General features: G+C 36.4%; 17 protein-coding genes. 14 read left to right on the top strand and 3 right to left on the bottom strand.

Annotated elements, in window-relative coordinates:
• Nucleotides 1–7 precede the first annotated feature (7 nt).
• The 4 genes from Q1J40_RS07125 (at nucleotide 8) to Q1J40_RS07110 (ending at nucleotide 3,629) form a co-directional block, all read left to right on the top strand.
• Nucleotides 8–412: a DUF423 domain-containing protein gene (locus Q1J40_RS07125; protein ID WP_301099416.1), complete on the top strand. Its 405-nt coding sequence runs from the start codon at nucleotides 8–10 to the stop codon at nucleotides 410–412.
• On the top strand, nucleotides 409–1,524 hold the full coding sequence (gene rlmM / locus Q1J40_RS07120; protein ID WP_301099414.1) for a 23S rRNA (cytidine(2498)-2'-O)-methyltransferase RlmM: 1,116 nt from the start codon (nucleotides 409–411) through the stop codon (nucleotides 1,522–1,524). Before Q1J40_RS07125 ends, rlmM begins: the two co-directional genes overlap by 4 nt.
• 106 nt (nucleotides 1,525–1,630) lie before the next feature.
• Nucleotides 1,631–2,443 carry a 4-hydroxy-tetrahydrodipicolinate reductase gene (gene dapB / locus Q1J40_RS07115; protein ID WP_301099412.1) on the top strand — a complete coding sequence of 271 codons (813 nt, stop codon included), beginning with the start codon at nucleotides 1,631–1,633 and terminating at the stop codon, nucleotides 2,441–2,443.
• A 61-nt stretch (nucleotides 2,444–2,504) separates the two neighbouring features.
• Nucleotides 2,505–3,629: a methionine biosynthesis PLP-dependent protein gene (locus tag Q1J40_RS07110; RefSeq protein ID WP_301099411.1), complete on the top strand. Its 1,125-nt coding sequence runs from the start codon at nucleotides 2,505–2,507 to the stop codon at nucleotides 3,627–3,629.
• 48 nt (nucleotides 3,630–3,677) lie between these two features.
• Here the strand turns inward: Q1J40_RS07110 and can are convergent, their stop codons facing one another.
• Nucleotides 3,678–4,373, bottom strand: a complete 696-nt coding sequence (gene can, locus Q1J40_RS07105) for a carbonate dehydratase (protein WP_301099409.1) — start codon at nucleotides 4,371–4,373, stop codon at nucleotides 3,678–3,680.
• A 198-nt stretch (nucleotides 4,374–4,571) separates the two neighbouring features.
• On the opposite strand from can, the gene Q1J40_RS07100 reads away from it, so the two are divergent.
• Nucleotides 4,572–5,117 carry a carboxymuconolactone decarboxylase family protein gene (locus tag Q1J40_RS07100; protein WP_301099408.1) on the top strand — a complete coding sequence of 182 codons (546 nt, stop codon included), beginning with the start codon at nucleotides 4,572–4,574 and terminating at the stop codon, nucleotides 5,115–5,117.
• A 147-nt stretch (nucleotides 5,118–5,264) separates the two neighbouring features.
• Here the strand turns inward: Q1J40_RS07100 and cspD are convergent, their stop codons facing one another.
• Nucleotides 5,265–5,474 (bottom strand): cold shock domain-containing protein CspD, encoded by a 210-nt coding sequence (cspD, locus tag Q1J40_RS07095; RefSeq protein WP_301099407.1) that lies wholly within the window; start codon nucleotides 5,472–5,474, stop codon nucleotides 5,265–5,267.
• Nucleotides 5,475–5,586: 112 nt separating this feature from the next.
• On the bottom strand, nucleotides 5,587–6,150 hold the full coding sequence (locus Q1J40_RS07090) for a YceB family lipoprotein (RefSeq protein ID WP_301099405.1): 564 nt from the start codon (nucleotides 6,148–6,150) through the stop codon (nucleotides 5,587–5,589).
• Between the two features lie 99 nt (nucleotides 6,151–6,249).
• Between Q1J40_RS07090 and Q1J40_RS07085 the strand changes: the two genes are divergently transcribed.
• The 9 genes from Q1J40_RS07085 to mukB all read left to right on the top strand — a co-directional run.
• On the top strand, nucleotides 6,250–6,381 hold the full coding sequence (locus Q1J40_RS07085; RefSeq protein WP_301099403.1) for a hypothetical protein: 132 nt from the start codon (nucleotides 6,250–6,252) through the stop codon (nucleotides 6,379–6,381).
• Nucleotides 6,382–6,453: 72 nt separating this feature from the next.
• The gene (gene lolA / locus Q1J40_RS07080) at nucleotides 6,454–7,080 is read left to right on the top strand and encodes an outer membrane lipoprotein periplasmic chaperone LolA (RefSeq protein WP_301099402.1); all 627 of its coding nucleotides are present in this window, start codon (nucleotides 6,454–6,456) and stop codon (nucleotides 7,078–7,080) included.
• Nucleotides 7,081–7,156: 76 nt separating this feature from the next.
• Nucleotides 7,157–7,465: a trp operon repressor gene (trpR, locus tag Q1J40_RS07075; RefSeq protein WP_301099401.1), complete on the top strand. Its 309-nt coding sequence runs from the start codon at nucleotides 7,157–7,159 to the stop codon at nucleotides 7,463–7,465.
• Nucleotides 7,452–8,219, top strand: coding sequence for a monofunctional biosynthetic peptidoglycan transglycosylase (mtgA, locus tag Q1J40_RS07070; protein ID WP_301099399.1), 768 nt, complete (start codon nucleotides 7,452–7,454; stop codon nucleotides 8,217–8,219). Before trpR ends, mtgA begins: the two co-directional genes overlap by 14 nt.
• Nucleotides 8,220–8,285: 66 nt before the next feature.
• Nucleotides 8,286–9,005 (top strand): oxygen-insensitive NADPH nitroreductase, encoded by a 720-nt coding sequence (gene nfsA, locus Q1J40_RS07065; protein ID WP_301099397.1) that lies wholly within the window; start codon nucleotides 8,286–8,288, stop codon nucleotides 9,003–9,005.
• Nucleotides 9,002–9,907, top strand: a complete 906-nt coding sequence (locus Q1J40_RS07060) for an ATP-grasp domain-containing protein (protein ID WP_301099395.1) — start codon at nucleotides 9,002–9,004, stop codon at nucleotides 9,905–9,907. The genes nfsA and Q1J40_RS07060 overlap by 4 nt, the downstream gene beginning before the upstream one ends.
• 84 nt (nucleotides 9,908–9,991) lie before the next feature.
• On the top strand, nucleotides 9,992–11,323 hold the full coding sequence (mukF, locus tag Q1J40_RS07055; protein WP_301099393.1) for a chromosome partition protein MukF: 1,332 nt from the start codon (nucleotides 9,992–9,994) through the stop codon (nucleotides 11,321–11,323).
• A gap of 79 nt (nucleotides 11,324–11,402) precedes the next feature.
• A complete protein-coding gene (gene mukE, locus Q1J40_RS07050) occupies nucleotides 11,403–12,116 on the top strand; it encodes a chromosome partition protein MukE (protein WP_301099392.1) in 714 nt (237 codons plus the stop codon).
• On the top strand, nucleotides 12,116–16,323 hold a 4,208-nt coding region (mukB, locus tag Q1J40_RS07045; protein ID WP_301099390.1), incomplete at its 3' end, for a chromosome partition protein MukB. The genes mukE and mukB, both read left to right, overlap by 1 nt.

Genomic DNA, 16,323 nt, shown 5'->3' with positions numbered 1-16,323 from the left:
AGAAAAAATGAAAAACAAATGGTTATTTATTGGGGCGTTAAGTGGCTTTTTATGTATCGCTTTAGGTGCATTTGCAGCACACGGGCTTGCTTCGATTTTAGATGAAAAAGCATTAGAGTGGATTGATACTGGTTTGAAGTATCAAATGTTTCATACAATCGCATTAATTGGATTAGGATTCTTTCAAATTGCAAATCAGACGCAAAATCCACCCGCTTGCCGAGCAAAAGCGTTTGCCATAATTGGTGGAAGTTGGACGCTCGGTATTGTGTTATTTAGTGGAAGTTTGTATCTATTGGCATTGGGGGCAAGCAAAGCACTGGTTTGGCTAACTCCAATAGGTGGTACGGCTTTTCTAGTTGGGTGGGCAGCCTTAATGTTCATTAGTATTAAAGGAAGAAACAATAAATGAATAAACTTGCATTATTGTGTCGTTCTGGATTTGAAAAAGAAGTTGCAGGTGAGATTTCAGATAAAGCGGCAGATTTAGGGGTATTTGGGTTTGCCAATTTAAAAGAGAACAGTGGTTTTGTTATTTTTGAATGTTATCAAAAAGGCGATGCCGATAGGCTGGCTAAAGAGTTAAAATTAGAGCTGTTGATTTTTGTGCGTCAAATAATGGTAGTGTCTGATTTATTGCAAGATCTTCCTGAAAAGGATCGAATTACACCGATTATTGACGTGTATAAACAGATTGAGCCGAAATTGAGTAGCGATATTGTGGTAGAAACACCCGATACCAATGAAGCAAAAGAATTATTAACGTTTTGTCGGAAATTTACCGTTCCATTGCGTAGTCAATTGAAAAAGCAAGAATGGCTAAAAGCGAGAGAAACGGTAAAAAATAGCATTACCTTACATATTCTATTTATTGCTTCCGGTAAGTGCTATGTTGGTTATGCTTACAATAGCAATCAATCACCATTTTTTATGGGGATTCAGCGATTAAAATTCCCAGCAGATGCACCGAGCCGTTCTACATTAAAGTTAGAAGAAGCGATTTTAACCTTTATTCCTGAAAATGAAGAGAAGAAACGTTTAAGCGATCAAATGATCGGGGTCGATCTTGGGGCTTGTCCGGGTGGTTGGACGTACCAATTAGTTAAACGTGGATTATTTGTCTATGCTGTTGATCACGGCAAAATGGCGGCAAGTTTACACGATACGGGTAGGATAGAGCATTGTTCTGAAGATGGTTTTAAATTCCAACCGCCTAAACGTACAAAAATCGATTGGTTAGTGTGTGATATGGTTGAGCAGCCTATTCGAATTAGTAAGCTGATTGCTAAGTGGCTAATCAATGGTTGGTGTCGAGAAACGATCTTTAACCTCAAGTTGCCAATGAAAAAACGCTATCAAGAGGTGAAATTATGTTTAGCTTACTTGGAAGAGGAATTAACTAAGCATGGTTTTTGGTTTAAGATTCAAGCAAAACATCTTTACCACGATCGTGAGGAAATCACCGTACATATTGCTGTTATCAGTAAAAATGTAGTGGGTAAAAACGAAAATAGACACAGTTAAACGGTTAATAGACAAGCGGTAAGTTATTGACGAAAAATTGCAAAATTATAATCAGATCTTACCGCTTTCATATAGTTAGATAGATAAATACAAATAGGAAGGATATATGACATTAAGAATTGGTATTGTTGGTGCTGGCGGTCGTATGGGACGCCAATTAATTCAAGCTGTAACTCAAGCAGATGGAGTAGAGTTAGGTGCAGCTTTTGAGCGAAAAGGCTCATCTTTGGTAGGAGCAGATGCAGGAGAATTAGCAGGCATTGGGCAAATCGATGTTAAAGTCAGTGATGACCTAGAAAGCCAACTTAATCAGTTTGATTTATTGATTGATTTTACTCGTCCAGAAGGTACTTTAGCCCATATTGCAATTTGTGAAGCTCATCATAAAGCAATGGTAATTGGTACAACAGGTTTTGATGATGCAGGTAAACAAGCGATTCAATCTGCTTCTAAAAAGATTGCGATTGTGTTTGCCTCTAATTACAGTGTAGGTGTGAATTTAGTCTTTAAGCTATTAGAAAAAGCCGCTAAGGTGATGGGGGAGTATAGTGATATTGAAGTGATTGAAGCACACCATCGCCATAAAGTTGATGCACCATCTGGCACTGCACTTTCAATGGGGGAGCATATTGCAAAAACCTTAGGACGTAATTTAAAAACACACGGTGTATTTGCTCGTGAGGGGATTATTGGCGAACGTAAACGTGATGAAATTGGTTTTTCAACTATTCGTGCAGGTGATGTAGTTGGTGAACATAGTGTATGGTTTGCAGATGAAGGTGAACGTGTCGAAATCTCTCATAAAGCATCAAGTCGAATGACTTTTGCTAAAGGTGCAGTCAGAGCAGCTAAATGGCTCAAAGATAAAAAAGCAGGATTATTTGATATGACAGATGTATTGGATCTCAATAACTTATAATAATCAATACAAGCGGTCAGATTCCAATAAAGTTTTACCATAATAAAAATAAGGAATAAATATGCAACACAACATAAATAATGATTACGATAATATTGAAACAACTCTTGTACAGTTAGGTAATAAAACCGATCCTCGAACGGGAGCAGTTGCAACACCTATTTATTTATCAACTGCTTATGGGCATCACGGAATAGGCGAATCAACAGGGTTTGATTATACTCGCACGAAGAATCCTACACGTAGTGTCTTAGAAGAAGGGATTGCGAAATTAGAGCATGGAGATGCAGGATTTGCTTGTGCTTCAGGTATGGCAGCGATTCAACTGATTATGTCGCTTTTTAGGTCACCAGATGAGTGGATTATTTCCAGTGATGTGTATGGCGGTACTTATCGCTTACTTGATTTTAGTCATAAACACAACCATGCGGTAAAACCTGTTTATGTCAATACAGCGGATTTATCTGTTATTGAAAAGTCCATTACTCCAAATACAAAAGCCATTTTTGTGGAAACACCCTCAAATCCATTGATGGAAGAGTGTGATGTGGAGTCAATAGCAAAAATTGCCAAAAAACATAATTTAATTTTAATTGTGGATAATACCTTCTTAACCCCAGTATTATTTAAACCACTTGATTTAGGTGCAGATATTGTTATCCATAGTGCGACTAAATATTTGTCGGGACACAACGATGTGCTTGCTGGCGTAGTGGTAGCAAAAGGTAAAGAGCTTTGTGAGCGTTTGTACTATATGCAGAATGGGGCAGGGACAGTACTTTCACCATTTGATTCTTACTTGATTATTCGTGGCTTAAAAACATTAGCATTGCGTGTTGAACGTCATCAAGAAAATGCAACTGCATTGGCCAAATTTTTAGCAGAACAGCCTCAAGTGCAAGATGTATTATATTCAGGTAAAGGGGGAATGTTATCTTTCCGCTTACAAGATGAAGCTTGGGTCAATACTTTCTTAAAAAGCATTAAATTAATTACTTTTGCTGAAAGTTTAGGTGGCACAGAAAGTTTTATTACTTATCCAGCAACACAAACCCATATGGATATTCCAGAAAAAGAGCGTATAGCAAGAGGTATTGATAACAAATTACTACGTTTTTCTGTAGGCTTAGAACATATAGAGGACATTAAAGCTGATCTGCTTCAAGCATTCGCTCAGTTGAAATAAGAATATGTAAATAGCGGTAGTTTTACTACCGCTATTTTTTGTTATCTATTATTCGCTTTTATCTTGTTCAATTTCATTTTTAGCACTTATTTCATCTGCTTCTGTAAGTAATTTAGCAATAGCTTGACGATAAGTAATTTCAAGTGTTTCACGGCTATTTGCAATAACGCCCTGATCAATTAAAAAACCATCATTTACATCATACACCCACCCATGAATAGAAACAGATTGTCCTTTTCTCCATGCAGAATCAATAATAGAAGAACGACCTAGATTATAAACTTGTTCTGCAACATTAATACGAGTAAGCATATCTACACGTTGATCATAGGAAAGTTTGCCGAGTAGGTGACTATGCTTAAACCATAAATCTTTAATGTGGAGTAGCCAGTTATTGATTAGACCAAAGTTTTCTGTACCAATAGCAGCTTTTATCCCACCACAATTTGTATGTCCGCAAATAATAATATGTTCAATTTCAAGTACTTCTACTGCATATTGCACTACAGATAGACAGTTTAGATCCGTATGGATTACAAGGTTTGCCACATTGCGATGCACAAATAACTCACCAGGTTCTAGCCCGGTTAGTTTTTCAGCAGGAACTCGACTATCAGAACAGCCAATCCAAAGATAACTTGGTTTTTGATGTTCAGACAACTGTTTAAAGAAATCAGATTGCTCATCTTTCATTTTAGTTGCCCACGCATGATTATTGGCAAATAAGCGTTCAATTTTATTCATTGTTAGATACATCTATTAATAATTGATTCTTTATTTTACCATGAACAAATTCAGCAAAAAGTAGTAAGCGGTCGGATCAGATGAAAATTTTACAATATATAACTAAATTGTACTCAATATAGCAAAGTCTTATTTTTATTTTTTGTCTATCAGGTTTAGTCTCCCTGAAATTTTATTTAACTTAAAGGAAAATATTTAATGAGTACATTTCAAATTCATACTTATGAAACAGCACCAGAACAATCAAAAGAAATACTAAAAGCTGTTAAAAATACAAATGGGTTTGTACCCAATTTAATAGGTGTGTTAGCTAATGCTCCAACAGCTCTTGAAACTTATCGTACTGTTGGAGGCATTAATGGACGAAATAGTTTGACCGCAGAAGAGAGAGAAGTAGTCCAAATTACAGCAGCAGTAGTAAATGGTTGCGGTTTCTGTGTCGCTGGACATACTAAAATTGCGTTAAAATTATTAAACATGCCTAAAGAAGTAGTTGAGGCTATTCGTACAACAACACGTATTGAAAGTGATCATAAATTGGATACTTTGGCTCGTTTTACTTTGACTGTAATGTTGCAAAAAGCAAAATTATCAGAAGCACAATTAAAAGTATTTTTTGATGCAGGGTACACCCAACAAAATGCGATTGATGTAATCCTTGGTGTAAGTTTAGCGACCTTATGTAACTACGTTAATAATATTGCTAATACACCTATTAATCCTGAATTACAAGGTTTTGCTTAAATAGGCATACTCAGTTTGGAGTAGAACTACAAACACAGATAGATTAATTCATCTGTGTTTTTTCTATTTATAATTGATAATAAAACCAAGACTGTTCTGTTGTTAAAAGAACAGTCGGGCAGAAAGTAAGATAAAATTTGCTATGAATTATTCAATAATTGGAACAATTCGTGACGCAGAAGCTCCTTTATCTCCGTTAGTGAATTCAAATTGGACTTTTTGTCCCATTTTGAGTGTTCGGTAGCCTTCGCCTTCAATTACTGAAAAGTGAGCAAAAATATCGCCTTCAAATACCTCTGATGTAATAAAACCAAATCCTTTCGCATTGTTAAACCATTTTACGATGCCTATTTCCATTGTAATATCTCCGTTATTGTTTATATACCGTTGATCTTAATAAAAAAAATAAGATTCTCAATTAGCAATATTTAAAATATAGATATTGATCACAAAATTTTTACTAAAACACCTAAAATATTGTAGTTTCTAGCTTTAATACTCCATCTACTACAATAATTTTTTTTGCAACTTTTTTGATAAGTAACTCTTTTGTTTTACTTTCATCTAGTGTATAGACTGGTGTTGAGTTTAATATTGAAGATAAACCATCTATAATAAAAGGCATAAAATATCGTAGATCATCTTGATATTTTGCAGGAGAAATTTTCCATTTTTTTAAATTAATATCTTTTAGGAATAATTCTCCTCTATTTGGATCATAGTAAGGCATTGTAGTAATGTTGATATTAATTTTTACTGGATAGTGCTTTCTCTTTATTTTTAACAATCCATCAACTGTGCCAGACACTTCGACATTTTTTTCTAAAGTTCTTCCAATTTGAGTGCTGAGATCGTGTAGATCATAATCAAGTTCAAATATTTTATGAATACCAACAGAATCCTTAAGTGTAATTTTCTTTTCTAATTCATTATTTAGATAACTATTAATTTCACCTTCAGTAATATTAATACTTGCATGACAGGCTGTTATGAAAAAGAAGATAAATAAGAGGGATTGTAACAATTTTTTCATAAACTTTCCTTTAAAATTGATCTAATGTACTTAAAACAAGTAGAATGCCGACTCAGTAATAATGAATGTATATCAGTTTTCAAAGAAAAGGAATAAGGAATGAAGAAATTTTTAGTCTTAATGATGATAATCGTTCTAACAGGATGTGCTGTTGATGGTGGTGTTAAGGCTAGCGGAGGCTCTAATGGTGTTGGGGTTGGAGTAGGCTTGGGTACAGGAATTGATTTTTAGTTGCTTTAGCCCTAATGAACTTTTTATATTGAACTTGTCCAACTAGTTATTCCGAAAAGAAAAGGATATTGAATGAATAATTTTTTTAAAAAATCGCTTATTTGTTTATCATGTTTATCAGTAACGTCATGGGCGTTTGCTGATGCTCAATCAGTGCAAGAACTACAAAAACGTTTAGATTCTATAACCCAATATAGTGCAAATTTCCAACAAATAGTACGTTCAAGTAAGGGGACTATAGTCCAGCAAGGTTCTGGTACATTTCAAGTGAAACGACCTAATCTGTTTAGAATGGATACAAAAGTACCACAAGAAAATTTAATTGTATCAGATGGAAAAACAGTTTGGTTTTATGATCCATTTGTATCCCAAGTTACAGCAAATTGGGTCAGTGATGTAGTAAATAATACTCCCTTTGTCTTATTAACAAGTAATGATAAAAAATATTGGAATGAGTATGATGTTGAGCAAAATATGGATGCTTTTATTTTAAAACCTAAGACAAAAAGTAATATTAAACAATTTGACATTCGTATTGATAGTAATGGATTATTGAAAGGCTTTAGTACTATTGAGAATGATGGACAGAGCAATCTTTATGTTTTAAGAAATATTACCACTGCGGGAGTATCTGCTAATTTATTTAAATTTAATGTACCTAAAGGTGCAGAATTAGACGATCAACGTACAGGTAAGTAGAAAAATAGTAGGCAAGCGGTGAGATGCAGATCATAATTTGCATTTCATTATTTATTGTTATTTTAAAAAGATTGTTATGAAAGCACTTTATCAACAAAGAGATCCAAAAGAGTGGCAAAGATTTATCGATTTACTTAAGCAATCAGTTGTAGAAGATCGGGTAGAAGATTTGCTTTCAATGTTATTAACCACTGATGAACGAAGTTCATTAGGCTTGCGTGTACAAATAATAGATGCATTATTAAATGGGCAAGAGCCTCAACGGGAGATACAGCAGCAATTGAATACAAGTGCTGCAACTATAACTCGAGGTTCAAATATGTTAAAAACAGTTGAACCAGAAATTCGTGATTGGATAAGTAATAAATTAAATGTCGAAGACTAGTTTTAGTTTAACGAAGTGGTGTTTACGTAAATATTTTATCCCTTCCTCGAAAATAAAAACAATAAAAGGCTGGTTATGGTTTTTTATTAGTCGAATAGTTGTATTATTTAGCAGTTTGTATTTCTTGCTCTCATTGTTATTTTCTATCGTTCCTGTTCCATTTTCTGCGTATATGCTCGAGCAGCAGATCGAGCATATTAACAATGCTGATTATCATCAAAATTATGAATGGGCGAGTTCTGACCAGATAGCATGGCAAATGAAGATGGCTGCGATTGCTGGCGAAGATCAAAAGTTTGCTCAACATTATGGTATAGATTGGGAATCAATTAAAAGTGTTGTGACAGGAAGTATCTTTGGTGATGCTAAACTAAGAGGAGCATCAACAATCTCACAACAAACCGTTAAGAATCTTTACCTTTGGCATGGGACAAGTTGGATCAGAAAAGGAATTGAGCTTCCTTTGACATTATTGATTGAAACGCTTTGGAGTAAGGAACGAATACTTGAGATTTATCTCAATATTGCAGAATTTGGTGAAGGTATTTTTGGAGTAGAAGCTGCGGCTAAACATTACTTTAATAAAAGTGCAGCATCACTTAATTTATCTGAAGCCTCATTACTTGCAGCATCATTACCTAATCCGATTATCTTTAAGGTATCAAATCCAAACGCACAAATGCGTAAAAAGCAAAGATGGATAATCTCTCAAGTTCGCAATTTAGGCGGTCGCCAATATTTAGAAAAATTGTAATCGAATAAAATCGATAAAAACTGATGTGACGACTAATTAGATAATTTATTAACAAAGGATATAAAAATGAACAGTAAACAAACTGTTGAGACTATTTTATCTCATCGTTCCATTCGTAAATTTACTAATCAACCTATCTCAGAAGAAATTTTCAATACATTGATTGATGCTGGACGTCGAGCATCAAGTTCCAATCATCTTCAAGCTGTGTCTATTGTACGGGTTACTGATCCTAAAATCCGTCAGGGTATCAAAGAAGCATCTGGTATGACTTATGTGGAAGAGTGTGCAGAGTTTTTGGTATTTTGTATTGATTTCCAAAAGCATCACCAACTTAATACAAATGCTCAGTTAGATTGGGCGGAAGTAACAATCATTGGCGCAGTCGATGCTGGGATTATGGCACAAAATGTGCTTTTAGCGGCAGAATCACTAGGGCTTGGTGGTGTGTATATTGGTGCATTAAGAAACAATATTGAGCAAGTTTCTGAGCTTTTACAATTACCCGAATATTGTGCACCTTTGGTTGGGATGTGTTTAGGTTACCCTGATCAAGATCCAGAACTGAAACCAAGAGTACCTAAAGAATTAATGCTTTATGAAAATAGTTATCCAGAATTAGATCAAAAAGCCGTTGATAGTTATAATCAAGAATTATTTGATTACTATGAAAAACGTTCAGGAAAAGGATTACACTGGCAAGATGGCATTAAAAAAGCATTAGAGCAACCAGTACGTCCGAATGTTTTGCCATATCTACAAAAACAAGGTTTGTTGAAACGATGAAATTATTAATGCTTTGCCGTGAACCTCGGCTATATAGTTGCCAACGGCTAAAGCAAGAAAGTGAGCAGTTAGGGTTTAAAATAGATATTTTGGATCCTAACCGTTTTTCGTTACATCTCTCGAAAGGGCAGTTTCAATGTTATTATCAGCTTGGTGAAAGCTATGATAAAAATCGTCCTTTGCCTCAATTATTAGATACCTATTCTGCTATTTTGCCAAGATTCGGTATAAGTAGTACAGAAATGGGCTGTTATGTGTTATCGCATTTTGAAGCACAGCAAATTCCTGTGCTAAATTCTTCGCAAGCATTTAGATTAGCTAGAGATAAATGGCAAAGTCTGCAATTATTGGCAGCAGCTAATTTACCTGTACCTGATACGGTTTTTACGGGTGATCTCTTTTCAACGACACAAACGGTTAAATCATTCTCGCCAAGTGCCATTATTAAAACGATAGCAGGTTCACAAGGTGTGGGGGTAATGCTGTCGGAAAATGAGCGAAGCACTGTCAGTTTATTGGATACCTTACGTAGTGCCAAAGTAAAATCGCTGTTACAAAAATATATTGAAGAAGCGAGTGGACAAGATATTCGAGCCTTTGTTATTGGCAATAGAGTGGTGGCAACAATGGCGAGATTCGGTACAAGCGGTGAATTTCGTGCCAATATTCACCAAGGTGGGTATGCAGAACCCATCGAGTTATCGTCGCATGAACAAAACATCGCAATTAAAGCGACACAAGCATTAGGTTTAGATGTGGCAGGAGTGGATCTTATACGATCTCAAACGGGTTCAATGATCCTTGAAGTGAATGCAAGTCCAGGTCTAGAAATGATAGAGAAAGTCAGTAATATAAATATTGCCAAGTTAATGATTCAGAATTTATGCAAAAAAATCGCATAATCTAACCGCTTGCCTTTCCTATTTTGAGTTGATTAAGTTACAATATAAGCCATTTTTTGATTGATAATGGTAATTGAATCGCTTATGCATAATGAATTAGTTCAAACCCTCCCAGAACTTATCTCTTGGACAAAAGATCGAGAGTTCTCCCTTTCATTACCAACGGATCGTCTAGCTTTTTTATTAGTTATTTCGCTGTATAACAATGATAGATTCGATAGCGAATTATTAGAAAGCGACCTACTTGATCTATTTCGTTATGTATCTGAAGGATTTGAACAATCCGAATCCACACTCTCTCAACGTGCTAATAATGCTATTAATGATTTAGTGAAACAGCGATTTTTAAACCGATTCAGTAGTGAATTTACCGAAGGATTAGCAATTTATCGCTTAACACCATTGGGTGTGGGAGTTGCCAGTTACTATATTCGTCAGCGTGAATTTTCAACATTACGTTTATCACTACAACTTTCTATTGTTGCAAATGAAATTCAGCGTGCATCAGCCTCCGCAGAGGAAGGGGGCGATGAGCATTTTTGGCGACAACAAGTCTTTGCGCCATTGAAGTATTCTGTGGCGGAAATTTTCGATAGCATCGATCTTTCACAACGAATGATGGATGAAAATCAGCAACAAATTCGTGAACGCATTGCTACGTTACTTAGCCAGAATTGGCATGAGGCAATTACAACTTGTCAGCAATTATTAGATGAAACCTCGGTCAATTTACGAGAGTTACAAGATACATTAAATGCAGCTGGTGATAAGTTACAAGCACAATTATTGCGTATCCAAAGCTGTTTAATTGGACGTAATGATTTAGATTTTGTTGATGTGATGGTGGTTAATTTACAAAATAAACTTGACCGCATTATTAGCTGGGGGCAACAATCCATTGATTTATGGATCGGCTATGATCGCCACGTACATAAATTTATTCGTACTGCAATAGATATGGATAAAAATCGTGTATTCGGACAGCGTTTACGTCAATCTATTCAAGATTATTTTGATGCACCTTGGATGCTTTATACCGCTAAAGCGGACAGCCTATTAGATTTACGTGATGATGAAAGTGAACTCAATGATGCTGAAGCAGTAGGTGAATTGCCGAGTGAATTAGAATATGAATCAGTTTCTGATGTACAAGAACAGATTATTGCCATTATGCAAGCTCATCTTATTCCTTACCGTGAAGAAGGTAAGCCAATCGATTTAAGTGTAATTTTAAAAGAGCAACTTGCGAAATATCCACTTTCTCGCCATTTTGATGTGGCAAGAATTATTGTTGATCAAGCGGTTAAATTAGGTATGGCCAGTGATGATAACCAAGCCGTTTATCCAAATTGGCAACCGATTAATGATGATGGTGCTGAAGTGCAAGCAAATGTAATTGATCAATATAAAGTATAAGCGGTTAGATTTAAGTAAAAATTTACCAAAATAGCTAACGTATACCTATAAAATACAGCATATAGACTGAGAAATAACTATGACAGAAACCCAAGATCTTATCCCAACGAAATTAGCACACGCAATTGCTAATCCGATTTTCCCTGCACTAGATAGCCAGTTACGTTCAGGGCGACATATTGGCATCGAAGCGTTGGATGAACACGCTTTTTTAATGGATTATCAATCTGAACTAGAACTTTTTTATCGTCGTTATCACGTTGAATTAATTCGTGCGCCAGAAGGCTTTTTCTATTTACGCCCTCGTGCCTCAACGTTGATTCCTCGTAGTGCGATGAGTGAAATGGAAATGCTAGTGGGGAAAGTGCTTTGTTATCTTTATCTCAGTCCAGAACGCTTGGCACAACAGGGTATTTTTAGCTATGACGAAGTCTATCAAGAATTATTAAGCTTGGCGGATGAAACAAAATTATTAAAAGCGGTCAATCCTCGCTCTAACGGTTCAGATTTAGATAAAGCAAAACTGCAAGAAAAAGTGGGTGGAGCATTACGCCGTTTACAACGTATTGGGATGATTAGTCGAGTAGGTGATCAGAATAGCAAAAAATTTATTATTTCAGAGTCAGTATTCCGTTTTGGTGCGGATGTGCGTTCAGGCGAAGATCCAAGAGAAGCACAACGCCGTTTATTACAAGTTGGGGAAGCGACTATTCCAGCAAATTTACAAAATATCGAAACTGAAATTGAACAAGATTCTGATGATGAAACTGAATTAATGGGTGAGGAAGAATAATGGAAAATAGCGTATCGCAAACTGTTGCACCAATCGCACCGCTTGCTCGTGCGGAAGGGATTGTCCGTGGGAAATTTAGCTCATTAACGCTAATTAACTGGAATGGTTTTTTTGCTCGTACCTTTGATTTAGATGAATTGGTCACTACATTATCAGGTGGTAATGGGGCTGGTAAATCAACCACAATGGCGGGCTTTGTTACTGCACTTATCCCCGATTTAAGTCTATTAAATTTCCGTAATACCACCGAAGCAGGTTCAACCTCTAGCTCAAGAGATAAAGGGCTATATGGTAAATTAAAAGCGGGTGTTTGTTATGCAGTATTAGAAAGTGAAAACTCGCGTGGCGAACGAATTATTTCAGGTGTGCGATTACAACAAATAGCGGGACGAGATAAGAAAGTCGATATTAAATCTTTTTCCTTACTAAATATTCCAAAAACGCAGTCAATTATCACTGTTTTAACTGAACAAGTGGGTGATCGCAGTGCGCGTGTATTGTCATTAAATGACTTAAAAGAAAAATTTGAAGAGTCAGAAGTAACGTTTAAACAATATAATTCAATAACCGATTATCATAGTTTCTTATTTGATTTAGGGGTATTACCAAAACGTTTACGATCCTCATCAGACCGTAGTAAATTCTATAAATTAATTGAAGCTTCATTATATGGAGGGATTTCAAGCGTAATTACTAAATCTTTGCGTGACTATTTGTTGCCAGAAAATATGGGGGTACAACAAGCTTTCCAAGATATGGAGTCGGCATTACGTGAAAACCGTATGACATTAGAAGCGATCAAATTAACCCAATCTGATCGTGATATGTTTAGAAAGTTAATCACTGAATCGACCAATTATGTGTCCGCAGATTATATGCGTCATGCAAATGAGCGACAGGGTAACGTTAAAGATGCCATAGAAAAACGTCAGGAATGGTATCAAGCAAAATCTAAGCTAACCACAGAGCAACAACGATTAGTCGAGTTTAGCAAAGAAGCGGAAGATTTATCTCAATCAGAATCACAATTAGAAGCAGAATATAATCAGGCATCCGATCATCTTAATCTTGTCTCGAATGCAATGCGTCATCAAGAAAAGGTTGAACGCTATCAAATAGATATTGAAGAATTATCTGAAAAGCTAGAAGAGCAACAAATTGCTGTGGAAGAAGTCCACGAGCAAGTGGAGTATGCACAGGAAAAAGCGGATTCATCGGATGAATTAGTTGAAGATTTGCGTACTCAAATGGCTGATTATCAACAAGCGTTAGATGCTCAACAAACTAGAGCCTTACAGTATCAGCAAGCCGTTCAAGCCTTAGAAAAAGCTAAACAGTTGTGTGGTTTACCGCAACTTGATTTACACAATGTAGAAGATTACCACGCGGAATTTTCTGCACAAGCGGATGAGATCACAGATACAGTATTCGATTTAGAGCAACGTCTTTCCGTATCTGATATGGCGAAAAGCCAATTTGATAAGGCATATGAGTTAGTTTGCAAAATTTCAGGTGGAACTGACCGCTTGCAAGCGTGGGATGAGGCAAAAGCGTTACTCGATGCTTATCCGAATCAAAAAGCACAAGCTCAACAAGCGGTGACTTTACGTCAAAAATTAGCAGAATTAGAGCAACGCTTGCATCAACAACAGAATGCAGAGCGTTTATTTAATGAGTTCGCTCATAAATCACAATCAACAATTACACTTGATAACGTTACCGAACTCGATAGCTACTATGAAGAGCAACAAATTCGCTTAGAAGATTTAGAGGACGAATTATCAGAAATTGTTGAAATGCGTTCAACCCATCGTCAGCAACGAGATCAATTAGCTAAACAATATCAACAATTAGCTCAATCTGCACCTGCGTGGCATACGGCTCAATCAGCATTGGCTCGTTTACAAGAACAATGTGGTGAAATATTTGAAGCAAGCCAATCGGTAATGCAATTTATGCAGAATACGCTCGATAAAGAGCGTGAAGCAACTTTAGCTCGTGATAAATTAGCGAGAAAAGAGCAGAGTTTAGATGAAAAAATCTCCCGCTTAAGCCAACCAGATGGTGCAGAGGATATTCGTTTAAATCATTTAGCTGAAAAGTTAGGTGGTGTACTTTTATCTGAATTGTATGAAGATGTATCTTTAGAAGATGCACCTTACTTCTCTGCCTTATATGGCGAAGCTCGTCATGCCATTGTGGTGCGAGATTTAAAGACAGTGAAATCACAGTTAGAACATTTAGATGATTGTCCTGATGATCTTTATTTGATCGAAGGTGATCCGAATTCGTTCGATGATAATGTATTTGATGCAGAAGAAGTCGCTGATGGAGTGGTGGTACAGGTATCAAACCGTCAATGGCGTTATTCTAAATTCCCAGAAGTACCATTATTTGGTCGAGCATCTCGTGAACAACAGCTTGAAAAATTAAAAATTGAGCGTGATGAAACGTCTGAACAACACGCAGAAAAAGCCTTTGATGTTCAGAAATGCCAACGATTATATCAACACTTGAGCCAATTTGTCGGCACACATTTATCTCTTGCATTTCAGCCTGATCCTGAATTGGCAATGCAAGAAATCACTCAACAACAAGCAGAAATTGAGCGTGATTTAGCCCAAGCAAGCGGGCAAGAACAACAAATTCGCCATCAGTTAGATAATGTCAAAGCTGAATTGCAATTATTGAATAAATTGTTACCACAAGTGAGTTTGTTGGCGGATGATTCATTAGCGGATAAAGTGGAAATTTATCGTGAGCAATTATTAGAAGCACAAGAAGATGAACAATATATTCGTCAGTTTGGGCAATATTTAGTACAACTTGAGCCAATTGCGGTGGCGTTAAAGAGCGACCCAACTCAATTTGATCAATTACAAGCGGATTATAAGCGGTCAGTTGAGCAACAAAAATTGCTAAAACAGAAAGTATTTAGCCTTGCAGATGTGATGAATCGTCGCTTGCACTTTAGTTATGAAGATAGCGTAGGTGCAGAAGGTTCAGCATTGAATGAAAAACTTCGTCAGCAATTAGCGAATGCTCAAGCTGATCGTGAGAAAGCTCGTGAGCAATTACGTCAAACTCAAGCAAAATTAACGGAATATAATCAAGTTCTAACCGTATTGCGTAGTACTTATGATACCAAAAATCAATTATTACAAGAGCTATTACATGAAATGGATGAATACGGTATTCGTAATGATCCTGAAGCAGTAGAGCGTGCAACAGTTCGCCGTGATGAAGCTCAACAACGCTTAAATCAACAACGTACTCGTCGTAGCTATGTTGAAAAACAAGTAGCTGTAATTCAAGCTGAAATGGACGGAATGCTTAAAGCGGTGCGTAAAGCAGAACGTGATTATCACACTCAACGTGAAATTGTGGTACAAGCAAAACAAAGTTGGTGCTTAGTGTTAAAGATGTCACGAGATAGTGATGTGGAAAAACGCTTAAATCGTCGTGAGTTAGCTTATCTCTCTAGCGAAGAATTACGTTCTATTTCTGATAAAGCGTTGGGTGCGTTGCGTCAAGCCGTTGCGGATAATGAATATTTGCGTGATACCTTACGTTTGTCTGAAGATAGCCGTAAACCAGAGCATAAAGTTGCATTCTTTATTTCCGTTTACCAACATCTGCGTGAACGTATTCGTCAAGATATTATTAAAACAGATGATCCAATTGATGCGATTGAGCAAATGGAAATTGAGTTATCTCGCTTAACTAATGAACTAACTAGCCGTGAGAAGAAATTGGCGATCAGTGCGGAAAGTGTGGCAAATATTTTACGTAAAACCATTCAGCGTGAGCAAAATCGTATTCTACAACTCAACCAAGGGCTACAAAATATCGCCTTTGGTCAGGTTAAAGGCGTGCGTTTAGTGGTGAATATTCGTGATACGCACGCAATTTTACTTAATGCTTTATCAAGTGAACGTGAACAACATAGTGATCTTTTCGAGAATCAGCAATTAAGTTTCTCTGAGGCGTTAGCGATGTTGTATAAACGTGTCAATCCACATATTGAAATGGGACAACGTACCCCACAAACCATTGGCGAAGAATTATTAGATTATCGCAATTACCTTGACCTTGAAGTCGAAACCTATCGTGGTGCTGACGGTTGGATGCGAGCAGAAAGTAGTTCACTTTCAACAGGGGAAGCTATTGGTACAGGTATGTCTATCTTATTAATGGTTGTACAAAG

Source organism: Otariodibacter sp. (genome assembly GCF_029256985.1).
Lineage (GTDB): Bacteria > Pseudomonadota > Gammaproteobacteria > Enterobacterales > Pasteurellaceae > Otariodibacter.
The sequence above is the reverse complement of the archived record's forward strand: the minus strand, read 5'-3'. Positions and strand labels throughout refer to the sequence as shown.